General features: G+C 68.4%; 13 protein-coding genes. 7 read left to right on the top strand and 6 right to left on the bottom strand.

Annotated features, from left to right (window positions below):
* Positions 1-9 precede the first annotated feature (9 nt).
* Positions 10-1242 carry a radical SAM family heme chaperone HemW gene (gene hemW, locus IEX71_RS17340; protein ID WP_188838282.1) on the bottom strand — a complete coding sequence of 411 codons (1233 nt, stop codon included), beginning with the start codon at positions 1240-1242 and terminating at the stop codon, positions 10-12.
* 73 nt (positions 1243-1315) lie between these two features.
* Between hemW and IEX71_RS17335 the strand changes: the two genes are divergently transcribed.
* On the top strand, positions 1316-2299 hold the full coding sequence (locus tag IEX71_RS17335) for an N-acetylglucosamine kinase (RefSeq protein WP_188838281.1): 984 nt from the start codon (positions 1316-1318) through the stop codon (positions 2297-2299).
* A 10-nt stretch (positions 2300-2309) separates the two neighbouring features.
* Here the strand turns inward: IEX71_RS17335 and IEX71_RS17330 are convergent, their stop codons facing one another.
* The gene (locus IEX71_RS17330) at positions 2310-3437 is read right to left on the bottom strand and encodes a YeiH family protein (protein WP_188838280.1); all 1128 of its coding nucleotides are present in this window, start codon (positions 3435-3437) and stop codon (positions 2310-2312) included.
* A gap of 77 nt (positions 3438-3514) precedes the next feature.
* Between IEX71_RS17330 and IEX71_RS17325 the strand changes: the two genes are divergently transcribed.
* Positions 3515-4396, top strand: coding sequence for a LysR family transcriptional regulator (locus IEX71_RS17325; RefSeq protein WP_188838279.1), 882 nt, complete (start codon positions 3515-3517; stop codon positions 4394-4396).
* Positions 4397-4408: 12 nt separating this feature from the next.
* Here the strand turns inward: IEX71_RS17325 and IEX71_RS17320 are convergent, their stop codons facing one another.
* From IEX71_RS17320 to lepA, 3 genes are all read right to left on the bottom strand, one after another.
* Positions 4409-4879 carry a hotdog fold domain-containing protein gene (locus IEX71_RS17320; protein ID WP_188838278.1) on the bottom strand — a complete coding sequence of 157 codons (471 nt, stop codon included), beginning with the start codon at positions 4877-4879 and terminating at the stop codon, positions 4409-4411.
* Positions 4880-4903: 24 nt separating this feature from the next.
* Complete coding sequence (gene trmB / locus IEX71_RS17315) at positions 4904-5620, bottom strand: tRNA (guanosine(46)-N7)-methyltransferase TrmB (protein ID WP_188838277.1); 717 nt, start codon at positions 5618-5620, stop codon at positions 4904-4906.
* A gap of 63 nt (positions 5621-5683) precedes the next feature.
* Positions 5684-7531: a translation elongation factor 4 gene (lepA, locus tag IEX71_RS17310; protein ID WP_188838276.1), complete on the bottom strand. Its 1848-nt coding sequence runs from the start codon at positions 7529-7531 to the stop codon at positions 5684-5686.
* A 183-nt stretch (positions 7532-7714) separates the two neighbouring features.
* Here lepA and IEX71_RS17305 point away from each other — a divergent pair, with 183 nt between their 5' ends.
* Entirely contained in the window at positions 7715-8359 is a 645-nt protein-coding gene (locus IEX71_RS17305) for a hypothetical protein (RefSeq protein WP_188838275.1), read from the top strand.
* A gap of 56 nt (positions 8360-8415) precedes the next feature.
* Here the strand turns inward: IEX71_RS17305 and IEX71_RS17300 are convergent, their stop codons facing one another.
* On the bottom strand, positions 8416-9642 hold the full coding sequence (locus tag IEX71_RS17300; protein WP_229749828.1) for an MFS transporter: 1227 nt from the start codon (positions 9640-9642) through the stop codon (positions 8416-8418).
* A 212-nt stretch (positions 9643-9854) separates the two neighbouring features.
* Between IEX71_RS17300 and aceB the strand changes: the two genes are divergently transcribed.
* The 4 genes from aceB to IEX71_RS17280 are packed head-to-tail and all read left to right on the top strand — an operon-like array spanning position 9855 to position 15467.
* Positions 9855-11456, top strand: a complete 1602-nt coding sequence (gene aceB / locus IEX71_RS17295) for a malate synthase A (protein WP_188838273.1) — start codon at positions 9855-9857, stop codon at positions 11454-11456.
* Between the two features lie 5 nt (positions 11457-11461).
* Complete coding sequence (locus IEX71_RS17290; RefSeq protein ID WP_188838272.1) at positions 11462-12934, top strand: FAD-linked oxidase C-terminal domain-containing protein; 1473 nt, start codon at positions 11462-11464, stop codon at positions 12932-12934.
* Positions 12934-14157 carry an FAD-binding oxidoreductase gene (locus IEX71_RS17285; protein WP_188838271.1) on the top strand — a complete coding sequence of 408 codons (1224 nt, stop codon included), beginning with the start codon at positions 12934-12936 and terminating at the stop codon, positions 14155-14157. The genes IEX71_RS17290 and IEX71_RS17285 overlap by 1 nt, the downstream gene beginning before the upstream one ends.
* A complete protein-coding gene (locus tag IEX71_RS17280; RefSeq protein WP_229749827.1) occupies positions 14157-15467 on the top strand; it encodes a (Fe-S)-binding protein in 1311 nt (436 codons plus the stop codon). The genes IEX71_RS17285 and IEX71_RS17280 overlap by 1 nt, the downstream gene beginning before the upstream one ends.
* Positions 15468-15497: the final 30 nt, after the last annotated feature.

Raw genomic sequence — 15497 nt, 5'->3', positions numbered from 1 at the left:
GTGGGTGCGTCAGTAGGCGAGCAGCCCGCGGACCACTGTGTCGGCGAGCAGCCGCCCACGCAGGGTCAACCGAGCGGCGGGCCGATCCCGCCGGACAGCCGCCGCACCGTCGAGCAGACCGTCCGCGATGAGGCCGGCGACGGCAGCACGACCCGGCCCCCGCAGTACGTCGAGTGGCAGGCCCTCGGTGAGTCGTATGCCGAGCAGAACCTGCTCGTCATACGACTGCTCGGCGGTGAGCAACTCGCGGCCTGCCCCCGGTGACGTGCCCGCGAGCACGCGATCGGCGTATGGCGAGGGATGCTTGACGTTCCACCAGCGCACTCCGCCGACGTGGCTGTGCGCACCCGGACCGATCCCCCACCAGTCGTCGCCGCGCCAGTAGGACTCGTTGTGCCGGCACCGCGCATCCGGCCGACGAGCCCAGTTGCTGATCTCGTACCACTCGAATCCTGCTGCGCTCAGGATGGATTCGGCGATCTCGTACTTCGCTGCCTCGTCGTCGTCCTCCGGCATCTGCACGACGCCTCGTCGCACCTGGGCGGCGAGCTTGGTGCCGTCCTCGACCACCAGCGCGTAGGCGCTGATGTGGTCCGGCGCCAACTCGACGGCCGCCTCCAGGCTGCGCCGCCAGTCGTCCAGGCTCTCGCCCGGCGTGCCGTAGATGAGATCGAGGCTGACCTGCATGCCGACTTCGCGGACCGCTCGCAGCGCGGACCCGACGTTGTCCGGATCGTGAGTGCGCTCCAGTGTGGCGAGCACATGTGGGACGGCCGACTGCATCCCGAGACTCACCCTGCCGAAGCCGCCTGCGGCCAGGGCGTCGGCAACCCGACCATCAACCGTGTCGGGGTTGGCCTCGGTGGTGACCTCTGCGCCGGGTTGGAGACCGAAGACCTCACGCACCTCACCGAGCATCCGCACCAGATCGTCGGCACGCAGCATCGTCGGTGTTCCCCCTCCGACGAAGACGGTGCTCACCGCAGGTGCGTCATCGCCCAGGACCCGGCGGGCGAGACCCAACTCGGCGACGGCCGCGTCGGCATACGTCGCCACGCTCGCGCCATGTCCCCCGAGCTCGCTGATCGTGTAGGTGTTGAAGTCGCAATAGCCGCACCGGACCGAGCAGAACGGCACATGCAGGTAGATGCCCACCTGTCGCTCGCTGATCCCGTCGAGCGCCGTCGCGGGCAGTGATCCGTCGGTCGGGACGGGATCTCCGTCGGGCAGGGCTGAGGGCACCGCACCATGGTAGGTGGGGACTGCTGCGGACCTGCACGGTCGGCCGCTGACCGGCGACCGGTATGAATGACCCATGAGTCTCTTCCTCACCGTCGACGCGGGCGGCACCTCCACGCGTGCGCTCGTCCACGACTCGGACGGCACGTGCTCCGGGTACGCCGTGGCCGGTGGCGGCAATCCGACCGCGTCAGGTGTGGAAAGCGTTGCGAAAGCTATCCGTTCGGCAGCGGAGTCGGCGCTCCGGCAAGCGGCCGTCGAGCCCGCCGAGGTCGGTCATGCCTTGGCGGCGATGGCCGGCTCGGCCACCGGTCTGACCGGTGTGGAACGTGGGCTGCAGCAGCTGGGCATCACCGCACCATTGCACCTGGGCAGCGACCTGGAGGCGATGTTCTTCTCCGGCACCGCGGAGTTGAACGGCGCCGCGCTGGTGTCCGGCACCGGCGCCGCCGCCATCGTCGTCCGCGGCGGCGTGACGACTGCGCGCAGCGACGGACGCGGCTGGCTGCTCGGCGACGTCGGCTCCGGTTACTGGATCGCGCGTCGGGTGGCTCGCGCGGTGACGGCCGACCTCGACGGGCGCGGCCCGCGCACCGCACTGACCGAAGCGCTGCTCGCAGCCGCCGATGTCGTCGGTGACCGATCAGCCGGCAAGGACGTGCTGCTCGACCAACTCGTGACCACGCTCTACGCGATCCCGACGCCCGGCATCGCGCGTTTCGCACCACTGGCGTTCGAGCAGGCAGGGACCGACGAGGTCGCCCGCACGATCGTCGAGGGGGCGGGCGAAGGTCTGGCCGATACCGTCACGGCCCTCGCTGGACCGGACCGGACCGCGCCATTGATCATCGGCGGCAGCGTGCTCTTCCACCAGACCGCGCTGCGGGCACGGGTCACCGAGTTGCTGCGCGACCGCGGCTGGACCGGACCGGTCGCTGCCATGGCGGACGGCACCCTCGGAGCGGTCAGCATGAACCTCCGGTCCGCAGGCGTCACGGTCGACACCGCGCTGCACGAGTATGCAGGAAAGTCGTTGAGCGCCATACGTTCTCGCGACTGACCGGCCAGGTTCAGAGGGTGCCGGTCAGCGCCTGCAGCCCCAAGCTGGCCAGCGAGACACAGATCCACAGCAGCGCACCGAGCAGCAGCGGCCGGTGACCGGCCTCCCGCAGCTGGGCTGGCCGCAGACCGACCCCGATGCCGACGAGCGCGACGGTGATCAGGAACGTGCCGAGGAAGGTCAGCCCGTCGTGCCAGTCGGCCGGGATCACGCCGAGTGAGTTCAGCGCGGCTGCCACCAGGAACCCGATGAGGAACGCCGGCACGACCTTGCGCCACGGGATCCGCACCCGCTCGCCCTGGCTCGCCGCCTCCCGCCGCGCGACGACGAACGCCAGCACGACGACGATCGGGATGATCAACAGTGACCGGGTCAGCTTCACCACGATTGCGTAGGGGCCGGCGCCGTCGCCGAAGCTGTATGCCGCGGCGACGACCGACGAGGTGTCGTTGACCGCCGTGCCGCTCCACAACCCGAAGGAGTGACCCGTCATACCGATCAGGTGCCCGATCGGCGGAAACAACAGCACCGCAAGGATATTGAACGTGAAGATGGTGCCGATCGCGTAGGCGACGTTCGACTGCTTCGGACGCAACACCGCCGTCGTTGCCGCGATCGCCGAGGCGCCGCAGATGCCCGTGCCCACACCGATCAGCGTGGCCAGCTCGGCGTTGATGCCCAAAGCGCGCCCGAGGACGTAGGCACCGCCAAGTGCGACGACGAAGGTGCCGAGCATGACCGGTAGCGAATCGCCACCGACTTGGACCACCTTGGCCAAGGACAGTCCCGTCCCGAGCACCACGATCGACAGTTGCAGCACGCCCTTGCCTGCGAATGCGACGCCCGGGGCGACCCGTTGGGTACGAAGCGCCGGGAGGGTGCTGCCGGCCACGATGCCGAGGACGATTCCGAAGACGGGGCCGCCGACGACGGGGGCGAAGTGGCCGAGCACCGTTGCGACCGATGCGATCAGGACGGCGACAACCAGGCCGGGCAAGTAGCTCAGCACCTGGCGGCCCGAGTTTCGATCCGCCTCCTGCGCTGCGCTCCGCCGACCACTCGAACCGCCGTGCGGGCCGGTCGAGTGCCGCGAGGGACGAGCGGCGTATCGAGACCCGCTCAGGTACTTCGTCGTCATTGCCACTCTTCAAGATTCGGGCAACGACGACCCACGCGGTAGCCGTCATCTCCTCATAGCGGGTATATCCTCCGCATATGACTTCCTGGCCGGACCTCAGCGCACTGGAGTTGCTCGTCGCAGTCGCCGATCACGGCAGCCTGTCCTCCGGCGCCCGTGCGACGGGCGTCGCCCAACCCAATGCGAGCCGATCGATCGCCCGGCTCGAGCGACACCTCGGCGTGACGCTGCTGCACCGGTCGACCGCCGGATCGACGCTCACCGCGTCCGGCCTGCTGGTCGTCGACTGGTCACGCAACGTGATTCGCGCCGCCCGCGAGTTGACCGACGGGGCAGCCTCCCTCGCCACCGACAGCACCGAATCGATAGTCGTCGCAGCGAGTCAGACGGTCGCCGAGCATCTCCTGCCGTCTTGGCTGGCCGCGTTGCGCGAGGCTCATCCGGAGGTGCGCATCGAGATCCACGTGCACAACACGCACGACGTCCTCGACGACCTGCTCGAGGCACGGTGCGACCTGGGCTTCATCGAGGGCCCGCGCCCGCCGCGCGGCGTCAACCATCTCGTCGTGGCGCACGACGAGTTGGTCCTCGTGGTGACGCCCGGCCATCCCTGGGCGAGGCGCCGATCGCGCGTGTCCGCCGACGAGTTGAGTTGCACTCCGCTCGTCATGCGCGAGCCGGGATCGGGCACCCGTGTCGCCCTCGACGAAGCACTCGGGACGCCTGCCCGGCCGGCAGTCGAACTCGCCAGCAACGCAGCCGTCCGGGTCAGCGTGCAGTCGGGAACGGCGCCGGCCGTGCTGAGTCGACTCGCCGTGTCCGACGCACTGGCCGCAGGATCACTGTGCGAGGTCCCGACCACGCTGCGGCTGCATCGGCAGTTGCGCGCCGTCTGGACCGGACCGCGCCGGATGCGTGGCGCGGCAGCCGATCTGGTCGAGATCGCCGGTCGCGCCTGACCCGACTGCGCGCTAGGAGGCCCGCTTGGCCGTCACCCACAGCGGGATGATGCCCTTGACCACCTCGGTGCCGTCGGCGAGCTTGCCGGTGACTCGCACCTTCACCTCGTGCGGGGCGTCCTGGTCCCAATCGGCCGGGTCGGTCTCCGCGATGCAGTACACGGCGCTCGGCACCTTGGTGATGTAGTCCAGCTGAATTCCCTTGGGGATCCACCGAGTTCCCGGCTTGACCGTTGCCTCCGCGAGCAGTCCCATGGCCGCCTCCATGCCGTTGGCGACAGCGATCGCATGGATGGTGCCGATGTGGTTCTGGACCCCACGCCACTTGCGGATCCGGACAACACCGCGATTCGGCGCCATCTCCCGGACCTGGGGCTGCACGGTCGCGAAGTACGGCGCACGCGCCATGAAACCCAGCGCGAAGAGCTGTCGCCCGAACGGCTTGGTGGTCAGGCGCTGGTAGAGCTGGTAGGTCGACGTCATACGACGATGTTACTCGCCAGTAGCTCAACTCGCGGGAGGTTTGGTGCCGACCACATCCCGCACGATGCGGTCCACCCGCAGCCCCTTGCGCTCGAAGCGGGTCTCCACCCGGCCCTCGAAGCGCGGCGCGAAACCACCGCGGTCGCCCTGCGGATCGACGTCGACATCACCCGGGTCGGCCAGCCGGCCGGCATACGGGTTGGTGAGCCCGGAGCAGCCCTCGACCACGTCGCGGATCTGCCAGGCGTAGTCCGCCCAGTCGGTCGCAAGCCGCCAATTTCCTTCCGGCTCCAGCAGATCGGCGACCTTGTCGGCGAACTCCGGCTGCACGAGCCGTCGCTTGTGATGCTTGACCTTGGGCCAGGGGTCCGGGAAGAAGGTCCAGACCTCACGCACGCTCGCAGGCCCGAGCATGGTCGGCAGGGCTTGGGCAGCGTCCGCACAGATCAGCCGGACGTTGTCGACGCCCTCGTGCACGCACTTCGCGATCGTCTGCGCCACCCCGGGAACCCACACCTCGATGGCGAGGAAGTTGCGATCCGGGTGCTCCAGCGCAGCGTGAACCACACAGTCGCCGCCGCCGGAACCGATCTCGACGATGAGCGGCGCCGCACGGCCGAACGCACTCGCCACGTCGAGTCGGAAATCGGGCTCGACGGTCGTTCCCTCGCCGACCATCGGCAGATCCAGCAGGTATGCCGGGCCGTGCTCGGCCAGCGCGCGGTGGTGGCGCTGCGCCATTCGGCCACTGCGTCGGGTGAACGATCTGGTTCGCGAAAGGTGCGGCGAATCAGGTTGCGGCACTTACTTCTTCGCCTTCTCGACAGCGTCGGCGTCCTGCGAGAGGGCGGCAATGAAAGCCTCCTGCGGGACCTCCACGGAGCCGACCATCTTCATCCGCTTCTTGCCTTCCTTCTGCTTCTCCAGCAGCTTGCGCTTACGGCTGATGTCACCGCCGTAGCACTTGGCAAGCACGTCCTTGCGGATGGCGCGGATGTTCTCGCGAGCGATGATCCGGGTGCCGATGGCAGCCTGGATCGGCACCTCGAACTGCTGACGCGGGATGAGTTCCTTCAGCTTGGTCGCCATCGCGACGCCGTATCCGTATGCCTTGTCCCGGTGCACGATGTTGGAGAACGCGTCGACCTTGTCGCCCTGCAACAGCACGTCGACCTTGACCAGGTCCGCGACCTGCTCGCCATCGGGCTCGTAGTCGAACGAGGCGTAGCCGCGAGTCTTGGACTTCAACGCGTCGAAGAAGTCGAAGACGATCTCCGCGAGCGGCAGCGTGTATCGCATCTCGACGCGCTCGGGCGACAGGTAGTCCATGCCGCGCAACGTTCCGCGGCGGGTCTGGCACAGCTCCATGATCGAGCCGATGAACTCGCTCGGCGCCAGGATCGTCGCGCGCACCACCGGCTCGCTGATCGAGGCGACCTTACCGTCGGGGAACTCGCTCGGGTTGGTCACTGTCACCGTGCGCGAGTCGTCGAGGGTGACTTCGTAGACAACGCTCGGCAACGTCGAGATCAGATCGAGGTCGAACTCCCGCTCCAGGCGCTCACGAACGATCTCGAGGTGCAGCATGCCCAGGAAGCCGATCCGGAATCCGAAGCCAAGTGCCGCCGACGTCTCCGGCTCGTAGATCAGAGCCGCATCGTTGAGCTTCAGTTTGTCGAGGGCGTCCCGCAGGATCGGGTAGTCCGAACCGTCGATCGGGTAGAGCCCGGAGTAGACCATCGGTTTCGGGTCGCGGTAGCCGCCCAACGCCGTCGTCGCACCGTGCCGGGCGGAGGTCACCGTGTCACCGACGCGGGACTGGCGGACGTCCTTCACCCCGGTGATGAGGTAGCCGACCTCGCCGACGCCCAGGCCGTCCGCCGGCTTGGGCTCCGGTGAGATGACACCGATCTCGAGCAGGTCGTGGATCGCGCCGGTCGACATCATCTCGATGCGTTCGCGCGGACTCAGGGAGCCGTCGATGACGCGCACGTAGGTCACCACACCGCGGTAGGTGTCGTAGACCGAGTCGAAGATCATCGCCCGCGCCGGAGCGTCGGCGTCGCCCTCGGGCACCGGGATCTGCCGCACGATCTCGTCCAGCAGCGGCTCGACACCGACGCCGGTCTTGCCGGACACCTGCAGCACCTCGGATGGATCGCAACCGATCAGCCCGGCGAGCTCCTCGGCATACTTCTCCGGCTGGGCCGCCGGAAGGTCGATCTTGTTGAGCACCGGGATGATCGTGAGGTCGTTCTCCATGGCGAGGTAGAGGTTCGCCAGCGTCTGCGCCTCGATGCCCTGCGCTGCGTCGACCAGCAGGATCGCGCCCTCACACGCGGCCAGCGAGCGCGACACCTCATAGGTGAAGTCGACGTGACCCGGCGTGTCGATCATGTTGAGGCAGTAGGTCGATCCGTCGACCTCCCAAGGCATCCGGACCGCCTGGCTCTTGATCGTGATGCCACGCTCCCGCTCGATGTCCATGCGGTCGAGGTACTGCGCGCGCATCGCCCGGTCGTCGACGACACCGGTGATCTGCAGCATGCGGTCGGCCAGCGTCGACTTGCCGTGGTCGATGTGGGCGATGATGCAGAAGTTCCGGATCAGGTCCGGGGGCGTTGCGGCGGGCGACAGCGCCTGACGAGCCATGGGTGACAACGGGGATTACCTCGGAATCGGGTCAGGGAAGGACTGCGCACAGTGTCCCATGCGGGCCATGGCGATCCGAACCGGCGGATTTCGGCAAAACCTACTCGGCCGGAAGTTACGCGTTGGTAGCTTGTGATCCCCATCACAGGACCGGCGGCGCCGGCCCGGCCGAAAGGAACCACCATGGCTCACACCGCACGACGGATCGGGATCGCACTGACCGCTGCCGGAGCGGCGGCGGGCGTCGCCGTCGCCACGTCGCCGGGTGCAAGTGCGGACCCGGTGGTGACACTGCCGCAGACCGCGAAGGTCTCGACGTATGTCGCCAAGCCCGGCAAGACGGTCGTCTTCAGCGGGACGCAGACTGCCAAGATCGACCTCGGCGCCGCCGGCAACAACCTGTCGGCGACGCTCGACCTGAAGCCGGCCACCATGAAGGTCGACCTGCCGATCATCCCGGGCGTCTTCAGCATCCCCGGGATCGCCACGGCGACCCTGCAGATCGAGCCCGTGGGACCGGCCACCGGCAATGTGAACCTCACGACGAAGGACGTCGAGGCGACCCAGCAGTTCAACATCCACATCACCAAGCTCACGCCACCGATCTTCAGTTTCATCAACCTGGTCCCGAGCCAGACTTGCAAGACCGCCACCCCGGCCTCCATGCACCTCACCGGCGAGTTGACCGGCCTCACCGATCCGCTCACGCTGAGCTCGACCTACACGATCCCGAAGTTCACCGGCTGCGGTCTGCTCACCCCGCTGATCACTCAGCTCACCTCCGGCGGGGGCAACACCGTCACAGCGACATTCACGCCGCAGCTCTGAGCCGGAACCAGCTGCTGCGCCAGCCCGCTCGTGCCCTCCGGGCGCGGGCGGGTTCGTCATTCCTCCCGGAGCGATTCCCGGCGCGCGAGCATCGCGCTGCTGCCGGCGATCGCGATGCCGGCCACCGCGAGCAGCGCACCGACCCGGCTCGGCCACTCGTAGCCGAGTCCGTTCGCGAGCACCACACTGCCGAGCCAGGCGCCCAGCGCGTTGGCGATGTTCAGCGTGGAGTGGTTGAGCGCCGCCGCGAGGGACTGACCACCACCCGCGACGTCCATCAGCCGGGTCTGCAGCAGCGGCACCAGCACCGACGGCAGCAAACCGAGCAGGAACACGCCCAGCACCGCGGTCGGACGCGCCTGGGCCATGACGCCGAACAGTGCAAGCAGCACCGCGATCGCTGCCAGCATCGCGATCATTCCCCGCAACATCCCGCGGGCGGCGACACGGCCGGACAGCATCGTGCCCACCGTCATACCGACCCCGTAGACCACCAGGATCAGCGGCACTACCGCGTCGTCGAAGCCGGTGAGCTTCGTCATCGTCGGCGTGATGTAGGAGAACGTCGCGAACATGCCGCCGAACCCGACGGTGCCGACGCCGAGCGTGAGCCACACCTGCGGCCGCGCCAGCGCGCTCAGCTCCGAGCGTGCGGTGGCGGCGGCGTCGGCCGGCTGCATCGGCACCCACACCAGGACCGCGGCGATGGTGGCGACCGCCACCAGGCTCACGAAGACGTACGGCCACTGCCAGCCGAGGTGCTGGCCGAGCAGGGTCGCAAGAGGGACCCCGACGATGTTGGCGACGGTCAGGCCGGCCAGCATCATCGCGACGGCGGAGGTCCGCCGGTGCAGCGGCACCAATGATGCGGCGACCACGGAGCCGATCCCGAAGAACGCACCGTGCGGCAGTCCACTGACGAACCGCGCGATCAGCAGCACGTGATAGTTCGGCGAGAGCGCGGAGCCGAGATTGCCTGCTGCGAAGGCGACCATGAGCGCGACGAGCACGATCTTGCGACGCAGCCGCGCCGCGAACATCGCGACCAGCGGTGCTCCGACGACCACACCGATCGCGTATGCCGACACGACGTGACCGGCGGTCGGAATGGTGATGCCGACTCCGTCGGCGATCTGCGGCAACAGGCCCATCGTGACGAACTCGGTCGTCCCGATCGCGAAACCACCCAGCGCCAGAGCCAGCACCGCGAGCCGGATCCGGCCGTCGGAAAGGCGATCGGCGTCGGCGGTCTCGGCCGGGCGCGGGCTCAGGGAGGTCGTCACCGCACCAGCCTGTCGCCACCGGGTCATTACTCGCGAGTAGAGCGGTCTCGACGTGACCGGATTCACCCGCTGTCCGGCGTGCGGCCGGCGCCCCTTGCCGACAGTGCCCCGGGGTGGAAAGGATGGGCGGAACGCCGCGCGCTAGGCTGCGGTAGCGAGCCAGGTAATTCCGACATGCGAAAATTTCACACCACATTGTGGAGGTTGCACCAATGTCCGACACGACCACGCCGAATCTGCCGAACGGTGTGCAAGTCACTGGCCCGATCAAGCCCAGGTATGACGAAATACTCAGCACGGCCGCACTGGAGCTCATCGCCGAGTTGCATCGCGAGCTGAACTCGAAGCGTCTCGAGGCGCTCGAGGCACGCACGCAGCGCATCGCCGACGTCGCCGCCGGCAAGGACCTGGACTTCCTCGAGGAGACCCGTTCGGTGCGCGAGGACCCGGAGTGGAAGGTCGCGCCGCTCGCGCCGGGCCTGGAGGACCGCCGCGTGGAGATGACCGGGCCGACCGACCGCAAGATGACGATCAACGCGCTCAACTCCGGCGCCAAGGCGTGGCTGGCCGACCAGGAGGACGCCAACACCCCGCTGTGGGAGAACGTCGTCGAAGGTCCGCTGAACCTCAAGGACGCGATCGACGGCACGATCGACTTCACCAGCGCCGAGGGCAAGGAATACAAACTCGTCCCGCCGGAGCAGCAGCCGACGATCATCGTGCGCCCCCGCGGCTGGCACATGCCGGAGAAGCACATCCTGGTCGACGGCGAGGAGACCTCCGGGTCGCTCGTGGACTTCGCCCTCTACTTCGCCGCATGCGCGCAGAAGCAGATCGACGCCGGCAAGGGCCCGTACTTCTACCTGCCGAAGATGGAGAGCCACAAGGAAGCTCGGATCTGGAACGACGCGTTCGTCCTCGCCCAGGACCGGCTCGGCATACCGCAGGGCACCATCCGCGCGACCTGCCTGATCGAGACGCTGCCCGCGGCGTTCGAGATGGAGGAGATCCTCTACGAGCTGCGCGACCACTCCTCCGGCCTCAACGCGGGTCGCTGGGACTACCTCTTCTCGGTCATCAAGACCTACCGCACCCGCGGGGCGGATTACATTGTGCCGGACCGCAATTCGGTCGGTATGACGGTTCCGTTCATGCGCGCCTACACCCAGCTGCTGGTGAACACCTGTCACCGTCGCGGCGCCTCGGCGATCGGCGGTATGGCGGCCTTCATCCCGAGCAAGGACGAGTCGGTAAACAAGGCGGCATACGAGAAGGTGACCTCCGACAAGTCCCGCGAGGCCGGCGACGGTTTCGACGGTTCCTGGGTGGCGCACCCGGCGATGGTCGAGACCTGCAAGGACGTCTTCACGCAGGTGCTGGGCGACAAGCCCAATCAGATCGACAACGTGCCCGATGCCGACGTCAAGGCAGCGCAGTTGCTCGACGTGAAGTCCACACCGGGTGAGGTGACCTCCGCCGGGCTGCGTAGCAACATCGACGTGGCGCTGCAGTACCTCAAGTCGTGGCTCGCCGGCCGCGGTGCCGTCGGGATCTACAACCTGATGGAGGACGCGGCGACCGCCGAGATCAGCCGTTCGCAGATCTGGCAGCAGATCCAGAACGACGTCTCCCTCGCCGACACCGGTGAGAAGGTCACCGAGGAGATGGTGCTGAAGCTGGTCGACGACGTGATCGCCGACCTGCCGGGCGACGCGAGCGACTACGAGGACGCCAAGGCCACCTTCCTGGAGGTCGCGGTCGCCGACGACTACGCCGACTTCCTGACCCTGCCCGCCTACGCCCGCATGCCCTGAGTCGTATGACGGATCCAAAAGCACCGATCGCAGCTGTCACCGCGCAGCTGCGGTCGGTGCTTGCGTCCGGAGCGATCGTCGACGACCCGACACAGCTGGCGACCTACGACTGCGATGGTCTGCTGCACTACCGGGTGACGCCGGCGCTCGTGGTCCTGGCCCGCACCGCCGACGACGTACAACACGCAGTGCGTGCATGCGCCGAGCACGGTGTGCCGTTCGTCGCCCGCGGCTCCGGCACCGGCCTGTCCGGTGGGGCGCTCCCCCACGCCGACGGCGTGTTGATCGTGATGAGCGGATTCCGTGAGATCCGAAGCGTTTCCGCTCGCGACCAGCGTGCGGTCGTCGACCCGGGAGTCATCAATCTCGACGTCTCGACCCGCACCCGACCGGAGGGTTACTACTTCGCGCCCGACCCCTCCAGCCAGCAGGTGTGCAGCATCGGCGGCAACGTCGCCGAGAACTCCGGTGGCGCGCACTGCCTCAAATACGGCTTCACCGCTACGCATGTCGTGGCCGCCGAGGTCGTGCTGCCCGACGGCGAGCGCACCACTCTCGGCGGTGTCGCGCCCGATGCGCCGGGATACGACGTGCTGGGTGCCTTCGTCGGGTCGGAGGGCACGCTCGGTGTCGCGACCGAGGTCACCGTGCGGCTCACCCGCACCCCCGCAGCGGTGCAGACCTTCCTGGCCGGCTTCGCCGACACCGATTCCGCCGGTGCGGCCGTCTCGGCGATCATCGGCGCCGGCATCGTGCCCGCGGCGATCGAGATGATGGATGCGCTGGCCATCGAGGCCGCGGAGGCTGCGGTGGCCTGTAACTACCCCGAGGGCGCCGGCGCGGTCCTGGTCGTCGAGCTCGACGGGCCCGAGCACGAGGTGCAGACCGAGTTGCGCGAGTCCGAGGCACATTGCCGCACCGCGGGTGCGTTCGAGATCCGCATCGCCGCCGATGACGAGGAACGACAGGCGATCTGGCGTGGCCGCAAGTCCGCGTTCGCGGCAGTCGGCCGGATCAGCCCCGACTACATCGTCCAGGACGGCGTCATCCCACGCACCGCCCTGCCGGAGGTGCTGCGGGCCATGACCGTGCTCGCCCGGGAGCGTGGTGTGCGCGTGGCCAACGTCTTTCACGCAGGCGACGGCAACCTGCATCCGCTGGTGCTCTTCGACGAGCGCGTGCCCGGCCAGGGCGACGCGGCCGAGGAGACGTCCGGCGCCATACTCGACCTGTGCCTGGCGCACGGAGGCTCGATCACCGGCGAGCACGGTGTCGGCGCCGACAAGGCCAAGCACATGCCCAAGATGTTCACCGACGCCGACCTGGACACCATGCAACTCGTGCGCTGCGCCTTCGATCCGACCGGGATCTCCAACCCGGGCAAGGTTTTTCCCACTCCCCGGCTCTGTGGCGAAGTGCCCGGCAAACGCAATGCGGCGCACCCGGTGCAGGACGCCGGTCTCGGCGAGGTCTTCTGATGGTTGCGCTGACGACCGCGCTCCGCGACACCGGTATCGACGCCGCCGACGGCACCCCCGCAGACGCACTCGACGGGCAGGTCCCTGCCTGTGTCGCCCGTCCGACGAGCACCGAGCAGGTCGCCGCCGTGTTGCGCGAAGCAAGTGCGCGCGACGCCGTCACGGTGGTGCGCGGCAAAGGCACCAAGCAGACGCTCGGTGGAGTGTGTCCAGCCACAGACCTGCTGATCGACACCAGCGCCATGGACCGTCTGATCGAGCATCAGCCCGGTGACCTGATCGTCCGGGTCGAGGCCGGTATGCCGCTCGCCGCCCTGCAGGAGCACGTCCGAGCCAGCGGCCAACGGCTCGGGCTCGACGAGCCGGTCCCGGGTGGCACCGTCGGCGGCGCACTGGCGACCAACACCAGCGGCGCGCATCGCCTGCAACTGGGGACGGCGCGAGACCTGCTGATCGGTGTCACGGTGGTGCTGGCCGACGGCACCGTCGCCCGTTCGGGCGGCAAGGTCGTCAAGAACGTCGCCGGCTACGACCTGGGCAAGTTGCTGGTCGGGTCCTACGGCACGCTCGCGGTGATCACCGAGGCCACCTTCCGACTGCATCCGGTGCCGGACACCGGTCGCTGGGTGTCCGCGACGGTTCGCACCGACGCTCTCGAGCCGCTCCTCGCCCGCCTGTGCGACTCACAGCTGGCCCCGGCAGCCCTCGAGATCGACTGGCAGCCGCACGGTTCCGCGACGATCGCGTTGCTGCTCGAAGGCACGACCGACGGAGTGGCCGGCCGGGTCGAGGCGGCCACCGCCGAATTCGCGATGCCGACGACGGTGGACGTCGACCTCGACTGGCCCTGGAGCCGACCCCGGGCGACCGATGACCCCGGCACGCTCCTGAAGCTCACCTGCCGACTCGGCGCAGTCGCCGAGATCGCCACCGCCGCAGTCGAACTCGGCCTGCACCTGCGCGGCTCCGCCGGCACCGGTGTCCTGTATGCCGCCGCCCCCGCCGATGCCTCCGCCGCGTCGATCGCCGGGATGCTGCAGTTGCTGCGTCCGCTCACCGCACGATCCGGTGGTGCCGCGGTCGTGGTGACGGCGCCACTGGCGATCCGTCACGACGTCGACGTGTGGGGTCCGGTCAGCGGACTCCCGATCATGCGCCGGCTGAAGGAACAGTTCGACCCCGGGAGGCTGCTCGCGCCCGGCCGATTCGTGGGAGGCATTTAGTGACCGCGGCATTCGACGCCCACAATCCACCGTCGCAGGAGCTCATCGCCGACTGCGTGCACTGCGGTTTCTGCCTGCCGGCCTGTCCGACCTACCAGCTGTGGGGCGAGGAGATGGACTCCCCACGCGGCCGCATCCACTTGATGCAGGCCGGGCTCGAAGGCGCGCCGATGACCGACCAGATGGTCGAACACTTCGACGCCTGCCTGGGTTGTATGTCGTGTGTCACCGCGTGTCCGAGCGGCGTGCAGTACGACCGACTGTTGGAACAGACCCGCGCGCAGGTCGAGCGGCATCACGAGCGGTCCCGCGCTGAAAAAGCGCTACGCACAACGATTTTCAGTCTCTTCCCTTATCCGGCCCGGTTGCGCAAACTGCGCGGTCCGCTGCGGGCGACGCAGCGACTCGGCCTCGACCGAGCACTCCGCCGCACCCGGCTGCTCGACCGGCTGCTGCCCGGTCTGGCGGCGATGGAGCGCCTGACGCCGAAGCTCGGACCGACCGAGAAGCTTCCCGACGAGTTGCCCGCCGTCGGCGATGAGCGCGCCGTCGTCGGCATGCTGACCGGCTGTGTCCAGGACGTGTTCTTCTCCGATGTCAACGCCGCGACGGCGCGAGTGCTCGCCGCGGAAGGGTGTCGGGTCGTCATACCGAGTGGGCAGGGTTGCTGCGGCGCACTCAGCAGCCACTCCGGCCGGGAGCCCGAAGCACAGCGCTTCGCGAAGGACACGATGACGACGTTCGGCGCCGCGCCCGACGTGCAGACTGTCGTGGCCAATGCAGCCGGCTGCGGCAGTGCCATGAAGGACTACGGCTCCCTCTTCAGTGGCGAGAACGACGACAACACAACGCAATCCGCCGAGTCGTTCGCCACGAAGGTGCGTGATCTCAGCGAGGTGCTTGCCGAGCTTGGGACAGTCGCAACGCGCCACCCGTTGCCGCTGCGCGTCGCCTACCACGACGCCTGCCACCTGGGCCACGCGCAAGGCGTGCGCTCGCAGCCACGGAAGTTGCTGCGGGAGATCCCCGGCCTGGAGATCGTCGAGATCCCCGATGCCGCGATCTGCTGCGGCTCCGCCGGCGTCTACAACATCCTGCACCCGGAGACCGCGGCCGAACTCGGCGAGAGCAAGGCCCGCAACATCCTGGCGACAGCACCGGACCTCATCGTGACAGCCAACCCCGGCTGTCTCATGCAGATCGCCAACGCGCTGGAGCGGCTCGGCTCGCCGATCCCGATGGCGCACACCGCCACGGTGCTCGACGCGTCCATCCGCGGGCTGTCGGTCGATGAGCTGATCAGGCCGTGAGCGAGCGACCCGATCTACTCAGGTCCAATG

The sequence above is a fragment of the Flexivirga endophytica genome (genome assembly GCF_014640635.1).
GTDB classification, from domain to species: Bacteria; Actinomycetota; Actinomycetes; order Actinomycetales; family Dermatophilaceae; genus Flexivirga; species Flexivirga endophytica.
The sequence above is the reverse complement of the archived record's forward strand: the minus strand, read 5'-3'. Positions and strand labels throughout refer to the sequence as shown.